Genomic DNA, 16,941 nt, shown 5'->3' on the forward strand with positions numbered 1-16,941 from the left:
TATAAGTACTTTTGCACATCAAAAGTCAAAAACTGTTCCAAAGTATGCAAATTCCATCAAAATATGATGCTAGTAAGGTAGAAGGCAAGTGGTACGATTACTGGATGAAACACAATTATTTTCATTCAGAACCAGATGAAAGAGAGCCTTATACAATTGTAATTCCTCCGCCTAACGTAACTGGGATATTGCATATGGGGCATATGCTGAACAATACGATTCAGGATGTGCTTATTCGTCGCGCCCGCTTACAAGGTAAAAATGCTTGTTGGGTACCAGGAACAGATCATGCTTCAATTGCTACTGAGGCCAAAGTCGTTGCAAAATTAAAGGAGCGAGGTATTGATAAAAATGACCTTTCGCGCGAAGAATTTTTAAAACATGCCTGGGATTGGACACATGAATATGGAGGTGTGATTTTAGATCAACTTAAGAAATTAGGCTGTTCCTGCGATTGGGATCGCACAAAATTTACTATGGATGACGATATGTCAGAGGCAGTAATTAAGGTTTTTGTGGATTTATACAACAAGGGCTTGATTTATCGTGGTTATCGTATGGTAAATTGGGATCCTGAGGCAAAAACCACGTTGTCTGACGAAGAAGTAATCTATGAAGAGCGTCAAGGAAATCTATATTACATCAACTATCAAATTGAAGGAAGTGATGATGTTTTAACCATTGCCACCACCAGACCTGAAACCATCTTTGGGGATACTGCCATCTGTATTAATCCTAATGATGAACGTTTTTCCCATTTAAAAGGTAAAAAGGCTATTGTACCTATTTGCAATCGTATAGTACCTATAATTGAAGATGAATATGTTGATTTAGAGTTTGGTACGGGCTGTCTTAAAGTTACCCCAGCGCATGATGAAAACGATAAGGTTTTGGGTGATAAACACAATTTAGAAGTTATCGATATTTTTTATGAAGATGCTTCTTTAAATAGTTATGGCTTGCAATTTGAAGGTCAAGACCGATTTATAGCTAGAAAAGCCGTAGCCAAAGAACTTGAAACTTTAGGAGTTTTAGTCAAAACTGAAACTCACGTTAATAAAGTTGGTACTTCTGAGCGCACTAAAGCTGTTATTGAGCCAAGATTAAGTGATCAATGGTTTTTGAAAATGGAAGATTTGGTAAAACCAGCAATCAAAGCGGTTTTACATGAAGATGATATAAAGCTATTTCCAAAGAAATTTGAAAATACCTATCGCCATTGGATGGAGAATATTCGCGATTGGAATATTTCGCGTCAATTATTATGGGGGCAACAAATTCCAGCTTACTATTATGGAGACGGAAAAGATGATTTTGTAGTTGCTGAAACGCTAGAAAACGCCTTGGAATTAGCAAAACAAAAGGCTAAGAACCCTCAATTAAAGGTTGACGGTTTGCGTCAGGACACTGACGCCTTGGATACTTGGTTTTCGTCATGGTTATGGCCAATGTCTGTATTTGATGGCATTCGAAACCCTGATAATGAGGACATAAAATATTATTATCCCACTAACGATTTGGTAACTGGTCCCGATATCTTATTCTTCTGGGTAGCGAGAATGATTATTGCTGGTTACGAATTTAGAGATGAAAAACCTTTTGAAAATGTGTATCTCACCGGTTTGGTTCGGGATAAGCAACGTAGAAAGATGAGTAAATCCTTAGGGAATTCTCCAGACGCTTTAAAACTTATAGAGGAATATGGTGCTGATGGTGTTCGTGTAGGACTCCTATTAAGTTCTGCTGCAGGTAATGATTTACTATTTGATGAGGCATTGTGTCAGCAAGGTAAAGGTTTCGGAAATAAAATATGGAATGCCTTTAGACTTGTTCAAGGCTGGGAAATCGACGATAGTTTAGATCAACCAGAAACTGCAAAAATAGGTTTGGAGTGGTACCATGCTAAATTTCAAAAAGTATTAGCTGAAATTGAAGATCATTTTAGCAAATATAGATTAAGTGATGCACTAATGACGCTCTATAAATTGATCATGGACGATTTTTCGTCATGGCTTTTGGAGATTATAAAACCTGCTTATCAGCAACCAATTGATATAAAAACATACAATGCAGTTATAACTGCTTTTGAGAATAATTTAAAGGTTTTGCATCCATTTATGCCTTTTCTAACAGAGGAGATTTGGCAATTTATTTCAGAAAGAACTCCAGAGGAAGCCTTAATCGTTGCAAAATGGCCAGAGTCTACAACCGTTAATACCACTCTAATTTCAGAATTTGAGTTTGCTTCAGAAGTTATATCTGGCATTCGAAATATTAGAAAACAAAAAAATATAGCATTTAAAGACGCCATCCCTTTTTCTGTAATCAATAATGAAAAGATAACGAATACATTTGATGCTGTGATTGCTAAATTGGGTAATTTAGATGCTATTGCCTATGTTGAAAGTGCTGTTGAGGAGGCGCTTACATATCGTGTAAAATCTAATGAGTATTTTATTCCAATGTCTGGAGCCGTTGATGTTGAAGCAGAAATTAAGAAATTAACAGATGAGCTAAACTATACCGAGGGCTTCTTGAAATCTGTTCAGAAAAAATTATCAAACGAACGTTTTGTAACTAATGCGCCAGAGCAGGTAGTGGCCAGCGAAAAGAAGAAAGAAGCTGATGCCTTGGCTAAGATTGAAACTATAAAGACAAGTTTGGCTAATTTAGAGTAGATGGATTTATAAACCAACTTTGTTTAACTATTGATAGATTTTTATCTAAATAAAATTTTAGGGTAATACTTATTTTCGATATAAGAAATATTGATTTACTAAATCAATGTACGCTTGTTTCGCTTCATCTTCAGAAACATCTTTAACCTGAAATAGTGCATTTGTTTTAAATGCGTTGATTATAGATTTTTTACTGCTGGGTTTACCATAATTATTAGTAGCTTTTTTATAGTAAGCATAAAGCTTTAGGAGTGTGTCGGCTGGAAATGGGTCAGTATGTGCATTAACTCGCGCAACTGCTTCTTCAAATACTTTATCTAAAGATTCATTACTCATTAATTTCAGCTATAATACTCTCCCCGCCACGAACCTTTTCGTTTAACTTTACTTTTATATTCGTATCCAAGGGTAAAAATAGATCCACTCTAGATCCAAATTTAATAAATCCAGAATCGGCACCTTGTATGGCGTTATCATCTACTTTGGCATAGTTTACTATTCGTTTTGCTAAAGCTCCCGCAATTTGACGATATAATACTTTACCGTATGTTTTGTTCTCTACAACTACGGTGGTACGTTCGTTTTCTTCACTAGCTTTGGGATGCCATGCTACTAAGTATTTTCCAGGATGATACTTGCTAAAGACAACTTTTCCATCAATTGGGTAGCGAGTTACATGCACGTTTATAGGAGACATAAACACACTTACCTGCAAACGCTTTTCTTTAAAATATTCTTTTTCAAAAACCTCTTCAATAACAACAACCTTTCCATCTACTGGCGATACTACATTTTTATCATTTTGTTTGGTGTGACGTTTAGGATTTCTAAAAAACTGTAAGATGAGAATTAGAAATATCAACAGCACTATGAGAATTAGAGTTCTTAACCAAAACACAGAGATAAAACTATCTACCAGCAAAAAACAGCCAACAACTATAATTAGAGTGAAGAGGATTATTTTATGGCCTTCTTTATGAAACATAATGTATAATATTTAAAAATGAGTAAATAAATGGGGAAGCAAAAATAATACTATCTAAACGATCTAGCAGTCCACCATGTCCAGGCATAATTGTACCACTGTCTTTTACATTAGCTTGCCTCTTAAATTTTGATTCAATTAAATCTCCCAACGTGCCAAAAACCGTTATGACAATAGCAAGTAATAACCAGTTGGTAAAGTTTAAAGTTGTTGTCATAGTTGAAATAAAGTAACTGGCAATACAAGAAAATAAAAGTCCTCCTAAGAAGCCTTCAACCGTTTTCTTTGGAGAAATTTTTTCAAACAGTTTTTGTTTTCCAAAATTCTTACCTACAAAATAAGCAAAAGAATCGTTTACCCAAACCAAAATGAAAGCTCCGAGTAAAATTTTTGGACTAAAGACACTGGCTATAAGCACAAGAAATACAAACCCACTAGAAAGATAAAATGTAGTAATAATAAAGCGTTTCGTAATAAATAGTGGAATTACTTTTCGGGAGAACAAATCCTTGATTAAGAACAAGTTTACGAAAATTGTAAGCACCATTAATATTTGAGTTGCTTCATTTAAGCCTTTATCAGAGTTTAACATGTTTTGCCAATATCCAAAAACTGCATAGAGAATTACAAAGATGATATAGGGAACAATACTTTTCAACTGGATTAACTTATTAAACTCAAACAAAGAGAGTAATCCTAGAATAAAAAATAAAATGATGAAACCGTGAGGCGAGTTCAAATTTAAAACAATAATTAGTGCCGCTACATAGAATAAACCAGATAGTGAGCGCAATAACATGTCTTTCATTTCCTAAATTTGCTTAAATTATAAATCTTCTAAAAGCAGCAAATATAAGTTTTTTGCACTACTACCATAGCTTAAAAAATCTTTTTCATCTCCAGATTTAAAATGTTTGATTGTAGTAATGTTTGTGGGGATATGTCGTTTGTTCTTTGATTTAATACCACGGAGGCCTTCGCCAATATTGTCCACAATCTGACTGGTAGTGGCGAAAACAATAACATTAAAAGGTAATTCAGGTAACTTTTTTGTCGCTATTTGATTTGAACTTATGAGTAGAGAACCATCAGTAGCAATTAAGTTTTCACAGGTGGTTAAAAAATAAGTGGCTTGACCTGAATTTTTAATAGCATCAATATTACACGATTTAAACTTCTCTAAAAGATTGTTATCTATGACCAATGCAGGTTTATCTTCCCAAGAATTTTCTTGAATGATCTTAGTGAAGTTAAGAAATACCTCGTTTAAGTCATCGCAATATAAGAACTTACCACCATTAGCTTTAAAATTTATAGTGAACTTTTCATCTATTGGCAATTTAAGTTCGGGCATGTATTTGCCTCGGTCATCAGACTTTATTTCCTTTTCGGATTGTTTTGATTTTGATCCGAAAATTTTCTTAAAAAGATTCATTCAGGTACTTGCTATTAACCTTTTTTGTTGAGAGTTTTCCAAATATAAAAAATCTTAAACTATTCCTTAGATTAATTTAAGATTTTTACCAAAAGCTTAACTATAATGAGCTATTTGTCAAGATTTTCACGTTCTTCTTTTTCAAAAGGACGTTTACCAAATATTTTTTCCAGATTATCCTTAAAAATAACTTCTTTTTCCAGAAGTACTTCTGCAAGTTCTGTAAGTTTGTCTTTATTGGCCTCTAACAACTTTACGGCACGCTCATATTGCTTCTCTATTATATCTGAGATTTCCTTGTCTATAAGTTCAGCTGTTTTTTCACTGTAGGGTTTTGTAAACCCATATTCGTTTTGGCCAGAGTCGTAATAGGTCAGGTTTCCTACTTTATCACTTAACCCATAAATAGTTACCATGGCTCGGGCCTGCTTAGTAACTTTTTCCAAATCACTTAAAGCTCCAGTTGATATTTTATTGAAAATCACTTGTTCTGCTGCACGACCACCTAAAGCGGCGCACATTTCATCAAGCATCTGTTCTGGTCTAACAATTAATCGTTCTTCTGGCAAATACCATGCAGCTCCCAAAGAGCGTCCTCGTGGAACAATAGTTACCTTTACTAAAGGCGCTGCATGCTCCAACATCCAACTTACGGTTGCATGACCAGCTTCGTGATAGGCAACAGCTTGTTTTTCACTAGGAGTTATAATTTTATTCTTCTTTTCCAGACCACCAATAATTCTATCAACTGCATCAAGAAAATCTTGCTTATCTACTGCTTTTTTACCGTTTCTTGCTGCTATTAAAGCTGCTTCATTACAAACATTTGCAATATCAGCTCCAGAGAAACCAGGGGTTTGTTTTGATAAGAAATCTGTATCCAGATCTTTTGTTTTCTTCAAAGGTCTTAAGTGTACTTCAAATATTTCTTTACGCTCACGAACATCCGGTAAATCCACAAAAATCTGTCTATCAAAACGTCCAGCACGCATTAAAGCCTTATCTAAAATATCAGCCCTATTTGTTGCGGCCATAACAATAACGTTGGTGTTTGTGCCAAACCCATCCATTTCTGTTAATAACTGATTTAGGGTGTTTTCACGCTCGTCATTACTTCCAGACATGGCATTTTTTCCACGAGCTCTACCTATGGCATCAATTTCGTCAATAAAGATGATGGAAGGCGATTTTTCCTTGGCTTGCTTAAATAAATCACGAACACGAGAAGCTCCAACGCCTACAAACATCTCCACGAAATCAGATCCCGATAATGAAAAGAAAGGCACTTTAGCTTCGCCAGCAACAGCTTTTGCTAACAAGGTTTTACCAGTTCCCGGAGGGCCTACAAGCAATGCACCCTTAGGTATTTTACCACCAAGAGTTGTGTATTTTTCAGGATATTTCAGGAAATCTACAATTTCTTGAACTTCTTCTTTTGCACCCTCTAAACCAGCTACATCTTTAAAAGATGTTTTCACTTCAGTATTTTGGTCAAATAATTTTGCCTTAGATTTTCCAATATTAAAAATCTGTCCACCAGCACCGCCGCCAGCACCACCAGACATGCGTCTCATGATAAAAATCCAAACACCAATTAGTAATACGAATGGTAAGATTCCAATCAGAAAATCTGCTAAATGATTCTCCTCTGTAAGATATACGGGTTCTAATTCTAGATTTTCTTCTTCAATAATTTTGTTCAACTCATTTTGAAAAATTTCTAATTCTCCAAATTCAAATCTATAATTCGGAATTTGAGCAGCTGATAAGCTAAAACTTGTAGGTTTAGATTTTCTGTGAATCTCTTTTTGCGACGCTTCCTTGGTCAGATAAACTTTTGCAAGCCGTCTATTTACTATTTCAACCTTTTCTACTTCTCCATCCTTTACAAAATTGAAGAACTGCGTTGGATTTGTGGTATTTCCGCTATCTAGTCCACTATTATTGAATAGGGTAAACACCAAAAAGAGGGATAGTATAATCCCATAAATCCAATACGGACTAAATTTTGGTTTTTTTTCTTTTATATTTTTATTGTCTTTTGCCATGTTTTGTTTTTAGTAACTTGTTTCTATTACTGTTGTTTTTGCATCTCCCCAAAGGCTTTCAATGTCATAATACTCCCTAATATGCTTTTGAAACACATGTACAGCAATATTTACATAATCTAATAAAACCCATTCAGCATTGTCAGCACCTTCAACGTGCCATGGGTTATCCTTAAGTTCTTTACTTACCTTTTTCTGAATGGAATTAACGATGGCGTTAACTTGAGTGTTTGAAGTCCCTTCACAAATTATAAAATAATCGCAAACTGTATTTTCAATTTCCCTAAGGTCTAAAATACTTATTTCTTTACCTTTTACATCTTCAATTCCACTAATTATAACTGATATTAACTGATCTGCGCTTATTTTTTCTTTCGCCATTAATTTTAATTAATTTGTGCAAAGTTATTATTTTTTTAGTTCTTTAGCCTTTAAAATTTTCACAAGATTTTAAACAACAAAAATAACCTGTAAATGCCTATAATCAAACTTGATGCCATTGATTCTACTAATACTTTTTTAAAAGATATGGTTAGTGCCGAAAAGGTAGAGGATTTTACTGTGGTTACCGCGAAATATCAAACCGAGGGTAAGGGGCAGATGGGCGCTGTTTGGACATCAGAAGCGTCGAAGAACTTGATGTTTAGTGTGTTTGTTGATATTTCAAAATTTAAACTGGAACACCCATTTTACATTAGTATGGTTACAGCTTTAGCATTGAGGCATAGTTTAAAAACGTTTTTAATTCCGCAATTGCACATAAAATGGCCTAACGACATTTTGTCACAAAATAAAAAGATTTGTGGTATTTTGGTTGAAAATGTCATAAAACAAAATCATTTAAATGCAACAATCATTGGTGTTGGCTTGAACGTTAACCAAACGGATTTTGATAACTTACCGTATGCATCATCTCTAAAACAGATTACAGGGCGATTTTTTGAAACAGATGAGCTTTTAAGCATTATTATAAACAGTTTGAAAATGTATTTTTCAAAACTAAAAGAAGGCCATTACAAAGAATTGAAAGCCGAGTATGAATCTTTTTTATTCAGAAAAAATAAACCCTCAACATTCAAGGATGCCAAGGGTAATTTGTTTTCAGGTTATATTTTAAATGTGTTAGATTCTGGAGATTTACAGATTCTGATGGAAGATAATATCATCAAATCTTTCGCATTGAAAGATGTCACATTAATGTACTAAACAGCTTTTGGTAAATTAGTAGCCAGCGTTTCTATAAATTTGCTAATTGGCCCTTTCACCATCATTGCCATCATAGGGTTAAAGTCTCCGCTAAACTCAAGTTTTACATTACTTTCATCATTTTCACCTTCAGAAATAATAGCAGTTAAAGAAAAATCTATTTTACCACCAGCGGCACCAAAAACAATTTTATTTGGTGGTATTTCCTCTTTCTTCTTCAGAATAATTTCTGGCATGCCTTTTAAGGCAAATAAAAATTTGTCTTCACCTAAAACTTCAAACTTACTGATGTTCTCAGGCATTAAGGCTTCAAAATTTTCAATATTCGATATAAAGTTAAATGTGGCTTCTGGTGTTTTGGACACACTTACTTCTGGAGATTCTAAATTCATAAATTAATAATTTGTGTTTAGCTGTTAATTATCAAATAGCGTTCCATTCGCTAGGGTTAGAATTCCATTCGGTAAGCAATTCTAATTCTTTTTTAGTAATGTAATTGGTCTGTAAGGCTTGCTCCAAGAGGTTTTCGTAATTTCCTAAAGTATGAAGTGTAACATCTTCTTTTTCAAAATTTTCTTTTGAAACTTCAAATCCGTAAGTGAAAATGGCTATCATACCTTTTACGTTGATACCACCTTCACGAAGGGCTTTAACAGCATTTAAACTGCTTTTGCCTGTACTGATTAAATCTTCTACAACCACTACGTTCTGTCCTTTTTCTATAAAACCTTCAATTTGGTTTTTTCTCCCATGACCTTTGGCATCTGGCCTAACATAAATAAAGGGTAGATTTAAATATTCGGCCACCAACATACCTATCCCTATGGCGCCTGTAGCAACTCCGGCAATAGCGTCTGGTTTCCCATATTGACGCTCAATATGTTTTGCCATAGTTTCTCTAACATAGTTACGAATGGGAGGGAATGACAAAATGATACGGTTATCACAATAAATGGGCGATTTCCATCCAGAAGCCCATGTAAAAGGCGTTTTCGGACTTAATTTTATAGCATTTACCTGCAATAAAACTTCTGCTGTTTTTTTGGCGATATCTTTGTTAAAAATCATAGCACAAAATTAAGCATATATTGCAGTATTACATAACCTGTTTTAACAGAATAAAATATTTTTTTCAACAATAGTTGGTTTGTATTTAAAAATGATATTTTTACCACCAAGAAACAGCTAATAATCTCTTTATGCACAAAATATTTGTTGGTGACAAGCCTATAATTTTATCTACAAAACCTAAAGACAAAAAAGGGGTTAAAAACTATGATCTTAAAAAGGTTGTTTTAAGAAATGTTATTAGAAAGTTAAACACATCTTCAACCAAGGAAGCGTATTTGGTTCATAAGAATGAAAAAAAACTGCTAAATAAATTTTTAAAAAAGGCCCCAGTGGTTATTGCTGGCGGCGGTAAGGTATACAATAAAGAGGGTAAGGTGCTTTTTATTTTTAGAAATGGAAAATGGGATTTACCAAAAGGCAAGACGGAGAAAAAGGAGAGTATAGAGGAAACAGCAATGAGAGAGGTTGAGGAGGAAACAGGCGTTACCAAATTAAAAATTGTGAAACCGCTGGAAACAACCTACCATATTTTTAAACGGAGAGGACGGTATCGTATAAAAATCACCTATTGGTTTGAAATGAAAACATCTTTTAAAGGAAAACTATATCCAGAAGAAAAAGAGGGTATCACTAAAGTAAAGTGGCTAGGAAAAAAGAAAATAAAAAAAGCCATGGAGAACTCTTATGCCAATATTAAGCTGCTAATTGATTAATACTATTTTATTCTGAATACGGGATATAATAAATGTGCTTCTTCATAATGCTTACTTTGTTTGTGCAACCAATCTAGCTGTGCATACCAATTATCTTTAAACTCAGATATATCTTGTTTTCGGTGCTCAAATTCCTGTTTTAATTGAGGGTTGTTTTGAAGTAGTTCAAGTGCTTTGTCTTCCCAAACGTAGGGTGAAAATCCTTCTTTTTGCTGTAGAATGGTATCGAAAAAATTCCAATTAAAAAAGGAATCTGGAGCCTGTGGTTCTAGGGTAGCCATTAGATATCTAAAAGTGTTTTGATTGGTGTTTATAAAATAATCACCTTTTGAGAATTGCCTATCTTCTTCAGATATACTTATTTTTACGTCATAGTGCGGATAATGTCCCTCGTAGGGCGACTTACGGGTTTTATAACCCTTAATACGATAGCTTTCTACTGTAATTATGCTGTCGTTTTTAAGCGGTATCATCTCCACTTCATTTAGTTTTAATAACGCAATAACATTATGCCAGCCTTGGGGAATAATGTATGCAGACGGAATTTCAACTTTCAATTTAGGTTCGTAGTAATTTTGGTAGTTCACTTCTTTTACAAAAGGTTTTGTCCTGTTATATTTTAATCTTTTAAAACCAGTAACCTCACTTGTAATTACATCGGCTTCATAACCTTTAAAATTTAATATTGAAGCTTTTGTGGTGTCTACTGCCCAATCCAAGGTATAGTACTTGTTTTTGTGCATCAATAAGGGCATTTCTTCTCTAATGGACTTGATTTTATCAGAATCAGAATCCGTAATTTTAATCATGCTTTTCAATATTTCATAAGTGCCTTCAACACGTTGTTTGTAGGGTTTGAGCATGTGCGTTTCTATCATCATACCTAATGTGTTGAAAAGTGTAGTGTAGCCTGTGGAATACCTAGGGTAGTCCATAAATTGCGAAAACCCTTGTTCAGGAGTACGGTTAAAAACATTTACATATGGTGTGATGTCCAAGTCCTTTTCGTTTAGTTTTTTTTCTAATTTGGGCATCATTTCAGTATGTAAATAAATACCCAGTTTATCACCCAATTTATTATGTTGCGTAAACAAATGTGTGAGCGTGTATTGGTAGTCCGCACCATTGCTTACATGCGTATCGATAAATACATCAGGTTTCAATAAGTGAAAAATTTCAGCAAAGGTCTTAGCATTTTTCGTATCGCATTTAATAAAGTCCCTATTCAAATCATAGTTTCTTGCGTTACCTCGAAAACCATAGGCTTTTGGACCATTTTGATTAGTACGCGTGTTTGAATTTCTATTGAGACTGCCACCAATATTGTAAATAGGAATACTCGCAATTACAACATTTTCTGGTATTTTGATATTGCCTTGTGCTAGGTCTCTAAATAACAGCATTGTTGCATCGATGCCATCAGGTTCTCCTGGGTGAATACCATTATTTATGAGTAAGATCCGTTTGTCTTCCCTGATAGTTTCATAATTGAATTCTGCATCTGGATTAAAAGTTACCAAATGTAAAGGCTTTCCAGCATCAGTTTCCCCGATAGCCTCCAGAGAAATTTCATTGTAAACTTCAGCGAGTTGAGAATAAAATGTGATAATCTCCTCGTAAGTTACCGTTTCTAGACCATTGGATGTCTCAAAACGGGTGCTAAAATCATAGTTCGGTGAGTTCTTACAAGCAAAACACAAAACAAGTATCAATAAAAATTTTCTCATGATTTCAACTTTGATGGCTAAAACTACAATATTTTTAAATGAGTACTTCATAAGAAAGTGGCAGAAATACTGGCAATTTTGTAACTCATCCAATTTTAATTGCTTAATCTGCAAATTCTTAGGGCATTACTTGTACGTCCTGTTTTAAACTGTAAATTTGCAGCTTCAAAAACAAACCATGACTGCATTTTTTAGAAAGCGCGCTAAAAACGCCAAAAACGATATTTTAAGTGGACTAACTGTGGCATTGGCATTGGTGCCAGAAGCTGTTGCGTTTGCATTTGTTGCAGGTGTAGACCCATTAGTAGGGTTATATGCGGCATTTATGATAGGATTAATCACCTCAGTTTTTGGAGGCCGTCCAGGAATGATAAGTGGTGCCACAGGCGCCTTAGCAGTAGTGATGGTGAGCTTAGTTGCCGAAGGAAATGCTATGGGAGAACCTTCAGAACAGTTGGGTTTATATTACTTGTTTGCTACCGTAATTCTTATGGGAATTATTCAAATTTTAGCAGGTGTTTTTAAACTTGGAAAATTTGTAAGATTGATTCCACATCCTGTGATGATGGGGTTTGTAAATGGACTAGCTATCGTAATTTTCCTATCACAACTTAATCTTTTTAAAGATGCAAATGGAGACTGGTTTACAGGCTCAAAAATGTGGATTATGTTAGGTTTGGTGGCATTAACCATGGGAATTATGTTTGGATTACCAAAACTAACAAAGAAATTGCCAGAAGCATTAATTGCCATTTTAGTGGTATCCGCCATTGTGATCTTTGGAAATCTAGATGTCGCCACAGTGGGAAGTTTTATTCGTGATGGAGGTGGCGAAGGCTTAAAAGGTGGTTTACCACAATTCCAGACAGAGATATTTAATAAAGTGCCATTTAATTGGCAAACCATAAAGTTTATTGGGCCATACGCCTTAATTCTAGCGGCCATCGGCTTGATAGAATCATTGATGACCTTAAACTTAGTTGATGAGATTACAGAAACTAGAGGAAATGCCAACCGCGAATGTATGGCACAAGGAGGCGCAAACATTGTCACAGGATTTTTTGGTGGAATGGGTGGTTGCGCCATGATTGGACAATCATTGATAAATATAAAGGGAGGTGGAAGAGGCAGGCTTTCCGGTATTGTTGCTGCTGTGGCCTTATTAATCTTTATTTTGTTTGCATCCGGACTCATTGAGCAAGTACCTATTGCTGCCTTAGTTGGCGTCATGTTCATGGTGGTTATTGGCACATTTGCATGGAGTAGCTTTAGAATTTTACGAAAAATACCGCTAACCGATGCTATTGTTCTTATAGCCGTATCGCTTATCACCGTTTGGAAAGATTTAGCCATAGCCGTAATCGCCGGTGTCATTATCAGTGCCTTGGTTTTCTCTTGGGAAAACGCAAAACGTATTCGTGCCAGAAAACGCATGAGGGAAGATGGTACTAAGGTTTACGAAATTTGGGGGCCACTTTTCTTCGGTTCTATAAAAGCCTTCAACGAAAAGTTTGATGTGAAGAACGACCCAGACAACGTAGAGATAGATTTTGTAGAGTCGCGCGTAAGCGACCATTCCGCTTTCGAAGCCATATACAATTTGGTAGAAAAGTACGAAGCCGCAGGAAAATCCATAAAACTAAAGCACCTTAGTGAAGACTGTAAAATACTGCTCCATAAGGCAAGCCCAAAGTTTAAGGAAGTTATCGTAGAGGATATTGACGATCCTCGCTATCACCTCGCTGAAAATCCAGAAGCGTTTACAAAACCACTGTCGGAGTATAAACTTTAGGATTTAAGAATTTTTTATTTGGGCGTTACCACGCCACAGGCGCGGTCGGGCTTTCGGCAGTCGCTCTCTGCGAGGAGCTTCAACAAATGCCTCAATCCCTAACGCGGGCGTGTTTGCTGGCTTGTTTTTTAACCTAAAGTGATGTTGTTTTTTAGAGAGGTTCGTTTACCGGCTACGTATATGGAAAGTTGCGTGTTTGTGTGCGAGGATTTTCCGAAGGAAAATCAGATGCAAGCAAACAAAGCAACTCACATTGGTTAAGCACAAAATAGCAATTTTTTATATACAATGTTGCCAACAGTATTTTTAATTCAGTTGCGTATATGTCACATATATTAAATCCAAAAATAATTTCCGATATATAATTAATTGAAATTTTTCTTCTGGAATTTTATTCAAGGCGTCAATCAAATACTTGCTATCACTTTTTAAATCTCCATAAGCTTCAAATTTGTTATATGCTAATACGAAATCATATTGCCAATTTGATTTGTCTAAAATTTTTAAAGGGTCAAATAGAAAGCCGTAACAAGATAAATAAGAGTTTATTGGAAATAACATATAAGGGTCAAATTCCAAATCTGACTTAAATTTTTCAAAAAATTCAGGACTTATTTCTTTTCGCCCTGCTTTTTGCAACAATTCCGAATAACCATTTTTACTTATTTTGGTCAAGTATTTTTCTTGTATCAATGCGTTTTCAAGTAAACTATGAATATTCTGCTTGTAAATTAATTTCCCTTCTATTGGCGTAAACTCTGTTATCAGTCGATTATATTTGATTTCAGAGCATAATTCAAATTTTTCGTCCGCAATTCGGTCGTCAGCATATTTGGTTGAACCACAAGCTGTGATTAAAAGCAGAATTATTATTTGAAGCAGTCTTTTCAATATTGTTGGCAACGAGACTTCGGATATGCGCCGTTGGTAATGGCTTATATCCGCCGGTAAACGAAGGTAGCTGAATTTTTTTACAATATCAAGTGTTAGAAAGTGTGGAATTTGTCATTAAGCATCTAAAAAGACTTGTGAATTAAAGCGCATAATTACCTTTAGCGTATCGGTCGTTTTAGGCGCTCCTTAACTATTTCAAAAGACTTTTTACTGGCGCGTTCCCAACGGTAAATATTATGTTTTTTGTCTTTGTTGGCTTCTTGTTTAGCTGCTCTGTCTCTAACTTCCTTTACCCAATTAAAACGTTTTCTGGTAATGGTAACAACTAAATCATCATTACATCCCAAAGCTTCCAAAGTATTTAAAGCTGCAATAGATACGTTTTGTACTTTATCATTCATAGCTTTTAATAATACGGGTACGGAAGAACATTGTCCAGCATGCGCCAAAGCTTCTGCAGCTAGTTTTCTGGTATTGTAGTTACCATGTTTTAAGGCATACTCCAGTTTAGGTACATCTTTGATGTCCATCCAAAAAACAATAGTGCTTTCAGACGGCTGAATGATATTCAACTTGAAAAATAAGTATGTAATGTGGTGTAACATGGTGTGATGACAATTAGCTATTTATATGTAGCAAAATCAATCAAGACGTTACATGCTCCCTCACAAAGTCGTGGAGACGTAAAGAAAAACGTGACTTTTTATTTTTTAGAAAATAATGAGAAATTCAACAATTTACACTGCGACTGCGACTATTTCACCCTAACGCTATCTGGTACCAACTTCGTATAGTCCCCATTATTTCTAATCACATCGCGAACAATAGAAGATGCAATATAGGAGGTGTCTGCAGATGTCAATAAAAAAATAGTTTCAATAGGAGCAAGGTCTCTGTTGGTGTGGGCAATAGCTTTTTCGAACTCGAAATCTGCTGGGTTTCTTAGGCCTCTTAGAATAAATTCTACATCATTTTTAAGACAGAAATCCACGGTTAAACCTTCGTAGGTTACTACCTTTACCTTAGGCTCATCTTTAAAGGCGTCGATGATGAATTGCTGACGCTCCTCAAGCGAAAACATGTATTTTTTTGATGAATTAACACCAATGGCGACGATTATTTCATCAAACAGACGTACACCACGTTTTATGATGTCGAAATGTCCTAAAGTTAATGGATCAAAAGACCCTGGGAAAATTGCACGTTTCATAAGCCCCTCTTAATCTCCCCTAAGGGGAGAAACGAATGCTCAAATATACAAATCTTTAACTAGGTTTTGAGTTCCTCTCCTTGGGAGGGGTTAGGCGAGGCTTTTAAGGCTTTCCTGTATCGCATTGTCAAACAAATCAGATAATGAAATACCAGCCGCTGCCGCCTGTTGAGGTAAAATACTTTCCTTGGTTAACCCAGGAACAGTATTCATTTCAAGTAAATGAGGTTCTCCGTCCTTAAAAATATATTCGCTTCTGGAAAAGCCTTTCATTTTTAATACCTCATATACTTTTTTAGCCAAAGCATTTACTTTTTCTTCTTGTTCAGGAGTTAGTCGCGCTGGTGTTATTTCTTGCGATTTTCCAAGGTATTTTGCCTCATAGTCAAAAAAATCGTTTTCAGAAACTATTTCAGTAATCGGTAAAACTTTAGTTTCTCCTTTATAAGTAATCACACCTACCGAAACTTCTGTGCCATCTAAAAAAGACTCAATTATAATTTCATCATCTTCCTTAAATGCAGTATCAATTGCTGGTAGTAAGTTCTCCTTTTTATGAACTTTGGTTACACCAAAACTACTTCCAGCTTTATTGGCCTTTACAAAACAGGGTAAACCTACTTTTTTAACGATGGCATCTTCGTTTATAGCATCGCCAAGATTTACAAAATAAGATTCTGCAGTTTTTATGCCGTAAGGCTTTAGAACACTTAAACAGTCACGTTTATTAAAGGTAATTTGTGCTTGATACATCGGGCAACTGGTATGTGGAATGCCCAATAACTCAAAATATCCCTGCATGTAGCCATCCTCTCCGGGAGAACCGTGAATAGCGTTAAACACACAATCAAACGTAATTTTGAAACTATCCACATTAATAGAAAAATCATTTTTGTCTATGGGAAACTCCATATCTTCTTCATCAACATATACCCATTTATCTTTAAAAATATGAATGCGATAAGGATTGTACTTTTCTCTATCTAAAGTTTCAAATACCACGTTGCCACTGGTTAATGATATTTTGTATTCACTGGAATAGCCACCCATGATGATGGCGATGTTCTTTTTATCAGTCATATATTTGTGTGCTCTTCATCTAAAAACTACAATAATTCGTATCTATTATAGTTAAGCTAAAATAATGATATAAACAGCAAAACAAAATATTATATATTTGTC

The 16,941-nt window shown here is 35.1% G+C and carries 17 protein-coding genes; 4 read left to right on the forward strand and 13 right to left on the reverse strand.

All coding sequences use genetic code 11. From position 1 onward, the window contains the following. Positions 1-44: 44 nt before the first annotated feature. Positions 45-2,678 carry a valine--tRNA ligase gene (locus EYD45_RS04575; RefSeq protein ID WP_130963174.1) on the forward strand — a complete coding sequence of 878 codons (2,634 nt, stop codon included), beginning with the start codon at positions 45-47 and terminating at the stop codon, positions 2,676-2,678. Positions 2,679-2,747: 69 nt separating this feature from the next. Here the strand turns inward: EYD45_RS04575 and EYD45_RS04580 are convergent, their stop codons facing one another. The 6 genes from EYD45_RS04580 to rsfS all read right to left on the reverse strand — a co-directional run bounded on the left by EYD45_RS04580 (position 2,748) and on the right by rsfS (position 7,527). Continuing rightward, positions 2,748-3,014 (reverse strand): acyl-CoA-binding protein, encoded by a 267-nt coding sequence (locus EYD45_RS04580; RefSeq protein ID WP_130963175.1) that lies wholly within the window; start codon positions 3,012-3,014, stop codon positions 2,748-2,750. Continuing rightward, the gene (locus tag EYD45_RS04585) at positions 3,007-3,663 is read right to left on the reverse strand and encodes a phosphatidylserine decarboxylase family protein (RefSeq protein WP_130963176.1); all 657 of its coding nucleotides are present in this window, start codon (positions 3,661-3,663) and stop codon (positions 3,007-3,009) included. Before EYD45_RS04585 ends, EYD45_RS04580 begins: the two co-directional genes overlap by 8 nt. Beyond that, positions 3,653-4,471, reverse strand: a complete 819-nt coding sequence (locus EYD45_RS04590; RefSeq protein ID WP_130963177.1) for a phosphatidate cytidylyltransferase — start codon at positions 4,469-4,471, stop codon at positions 3,653-3,655. The genes EYD45_RS04585 and EYD45_RS04590 overlap by 11 nt, the downstream gene beginning before the upstream one ends. Positions 4,472-4,489: 18 nt before the next feature. After that, the gene (locus tag EYD45_RS04595; RefSeq protein WP_130963178.1) at positions 4,490-5,098 is read right to left on the reverse strand and encodes an LUD domain-containing protein; all 609 of its coding nucleotides are present in this window, start codon (positions 5,096-5,098) and stop codon (positions 4,490-4,492) included. Positions 5,099-5,208: 110 nt separating this feature from the next. Then, the gene (gene ftsH, locus EYD45_RS04600; protein ID WP_130963179.1) at positions 5,209-7,146 is read right to left on the reverse strand and encodes an ATP-dependent zinc metalloprotease FtsH; all 1,938 of its coding nucleotides are present in this window, start codon (positions 7,144-7,146) and stop codon (positions 5,209-5,211) included. Between the two features lie 9 nt (positions 7,147-7,155). After that, entirely contained in the window at positions 7,156-7,527 is a 372-nt protein-coding gene (rsfS, locus tag EYD45_RS04605) for a ribosome silencing factor (protein ID WP_130963180.1), read from the reverse strand. Positions 7,528-7,620: 93 nt separating this feature from the next. Here rsfS and EYD45_RS04610 point away from each other — a divergent pair, with 93 nt between their 5' ends. Beyond that, positions 7,621-8,352, forward strand: a complete 732-nt coding sequence (locus EYD45_RS04610; protein ID WP_130963181.1) for a biotin--[acetyl-CoA-carboxylase] ligase — start codon at positions 7,621-7,623, stop codon at positions 8,350-8,352. Here the strand turns inward: EYD45_RS04610 and EYD45_RS04615 are convergent. Further along, entirely contained in the window at positions 8,349-8,744 is a 396-nt protein-coding gene (locus EYD45_RS04615) for an SRPBCC family protein (RefSeq protein ID WP_130963182.1), read from the reverse strand. The genes EYD45_RS04610 and EYD45_RS04615 overlap by 4 nt on opposite strands. Positions 8,745-8,775: 31 nt before the next feature. Then, positions 8,776-9,420 carry an orotate phosphoribosyltransferase gene (gene pyrE, locus EYD45_RS04620; RefSeq protein WP_130963183.1) on the reverse strand — a complete coding sequence of 215 codons (645 nt, stop codon included), beginning with the start codon at positions 9,418-9,420 and terminating at the stop codon, positions 8,776-8,778. 131 nt (positions 9,421-9,551) lie between these two features. Here pyrE and EYD45_RS04625 point away from each other — a divergent pair, with 131 nt between their 5' ends. After that, positions 9,552-10,136 carry an NUDIX hydrolase gene (locus EYD45_RS04625; RefSeq protein ID WP_130963184.1) on the forward strand — a complete coding sequence of 195 codons (585 nt, stop codon included), beginning with the start codon at positions 9,552-9,554 and terminating at the stop codon, positions 10,134-10,136. Positions 10,137-10,138: 2 nt separating this feature from the next. Here EYD45_RS04625 and EYD45_RS04630 read toward each other — a convergent pair whose 3' ends face one another. Further along, positions 10,139-11,863, reverse strand: a complete 1,725-nt coding sequence (locus EYD45_RS04630) for a M14 family metallopeptidase (protein ID WP_130963185.1) — start codon at positions 11,861-11,863, stop codon at positions 10,139-10,141. A 178-nt stretch (positions 11,864-12,041) separates the two neighbouring features. On the opposite strand from EYD45_RS04630, the gene EYD45_RS04635 reads away from it, so the two are divergent. Next, positions 12,042-13,655, forward strand: coding sequence for a SulP family inorganic anion transporter (locus tag EYD45_RS04635; RefSeq protein WP_130963186.1), 1,614 nt, complete (start codon positions 12,042-12,044; stop codon positions 13,653-13,655). Positions 13,656-13,961: 306 nt separating this feature from the next. On the opposite strand, the gene EYD45_RS04640 is transcribed toward EYD45_RS04635, so the two are convergent. The 4 genes from EYD45_RS04640 to EYD45_RS04655 form a co-directional block, all read right to left on the reverse strand. Next, the gene (locus EYD45_RS04640) at positions 13,962-14,546 is read right to left on the reverse strand and encodes a hypothetical protein (RefSeq protein WP_130963187.1); all 585 of its coding nucleotides are present in this window, start codon (positions 14,544-14,546) and stop codon (positions 13,962-13,964) included. Positions 14,547-14,707: 161 nt separating this feature from the next. Continuing rightward, complete coding sequence (locus EYD45_RS04645) at positions 14,708-15,154, reverse strand: HEAT repeat domain-containing protein (RefSeq protein ID WP_233702523.1); 447 nt, start codon at positions 15,152-15,154, stop codon at positions 14,708-14,710. A 149-nt stretch (positions 15,155-15,303) separates the two neighbouring features. Then, positions 15,304-15,759 carry a pantetheine-phosphate adenylyltransferase gene (coaD, locus tag EYD45_RS04650; protein WP_130963188.1) on the reverse strand — a complete coding sequence of 152 codons (456 nt, stop codon included), beginning with the start codon at positions 15,757-15,759 and terminating at the stop codon, positions 15,304-15,306. A gap of 90 nt (positions 15,760-15,849) precedes the next feature. Further along, the gene (locus EYD45_RS04655) at positions 15,850-16,839 is read right to left on the reverse strand and encodes a D-alanine--D-alanine ligase (protein WP_130963189.1); all 990 of its coding nucleotides are present in this window, start codon (positions 16,837-16,839) and stop codon (positions 15,850-15,852) included. Positions 16,840-16,941 lie beyond the last annotated feature (102 nt).

The organism is Hyunsoonleella flava, from assembly GCF_004310325.1.
Lineage (GTDB): Bacteria > Bacteroidota > Bacteroidia > Flavobacteriales > Flavobacteriaceae > Jejuia > Jejuia flava.

What these genes read in the sequence shown, in the direction of transcription:
- EYD45_RS04655 (WP_130963189.1), bottom strand. Translation starts at nt 16,839, where the DNA reads ATGACTGATAAAAAGAACATCGCCATCATCATGGGTGGCTATTCCAGT.
- coaD (WP_130963188.1), bottom strand. Translation starts at nt 15,759, where the DNA reads ATGAAACGTGCAATTTTCCCAGGGTCTTTTGATCCATTAACTTTAGGA.
- EYD45_RS04635 (WP_130963186.1), top strand. Translation starts at nt 12,042, where the DNA reads ATGACTGCATTTTTTAGAAAGCGCGCTAAAAACGCCAAAAACGATATT.
- EYD45_RS04645 (WP_233702523.1), bottom strand. Translation starts at nt 15,154, where the DNA reads ATGTTACACCACATTACATACTTATTTTTCAAGTTGAATATCATTCAG.
- EYD45_RS04610 (WP_130963181.1), top strand. Translation starts at nt 7,621, where the DNA reads ATGCCTATAATCAAACTTGATGCCATTGATTCTACTAATACTTTTTTA.
- ftsH (WP_130963179.1), bottom strand. Translation starts at nt 7,146, where the DNA reads ATGGCAAAAGACAATAAAAATATAAAAGAAAAAAAACCAAAATTTAGT.
- EYD45_RS04585 (WP_130963176.1), bottom strand. Translation starts at nt 3,663, where the DNA reads ATGTTTCATAAAGAAGGCCATAAAATAATCCTCTTCACTCTAATTATA.
- EYD45_RS04590 (WP_130963177.1), bottom strand. Translation starts at nt 4,471, where the DNA reads ATGAAAGACATGTTATTGCGCTCACTATCTGGTTTATTCTATGTAGCG.
- EYD45_RS04595 (WP_130963178.1), bottom strand. Translation starts at nt 5,098, where the DNA reads ATGAATCTTTTTAAGAAAATTTTCGGATCAAAATCAAAACAATCCGAA.
- EYD45_RS04615 (WP_130963182.1), bottom strand. Translation starts at nt 8,744, where the DNA reads ATGAATTTAGAATCTCCAGAAGTAAGTGTGTCCAAAACACCAGAAGCC.
- EYD45_RS04575 (WP_130963174.1), top strand. Translation starts at nt 45, where the DNA reads ATGCAAATTCCATCAAAATATGATGCTAGTAAGGTAGAAGGCAAGTGG.
- EYD45_RS04625 (WP_130963184.1), top strand. Translation starts at nt 9,552, where the DNA reads ATGCACAAAATATTTGTTGGTGACAAGCCTATAATTTTATCTACAAAA.
- EYD45_RS04580 (WP_130963175.1), bottom strand. Translation starts at nt 3,014, where the DNA reads ATGAGTAATGAATCTTTAGATAAAGTATTTGAAGAAGCAGTTGCGCGA.
- EYD45_RS04630 (WP_130963185.1), bottom strand. Translation starts at nt 11,863, where the DNA reads ATGAGAAAATTTTTATTGATACTTGTTTTGTGTTTTGCTTGTAAGAAC.
- rsfS (WP_130963180.1), bottom strand. Translation starts at nt 7,527, where the DNA reads ATGGCGAAAGAAAAAATAAGCGCAGATCAGTTAATATCAGTTATAATT.
- pyrE (WP_130963183.1), bottom strand. Translation starts at nt 9,420, where the DNA reads ATGATTTTTAACAAAGATATCGCCAAAAAAACAGCAGAAGTTTTATTG.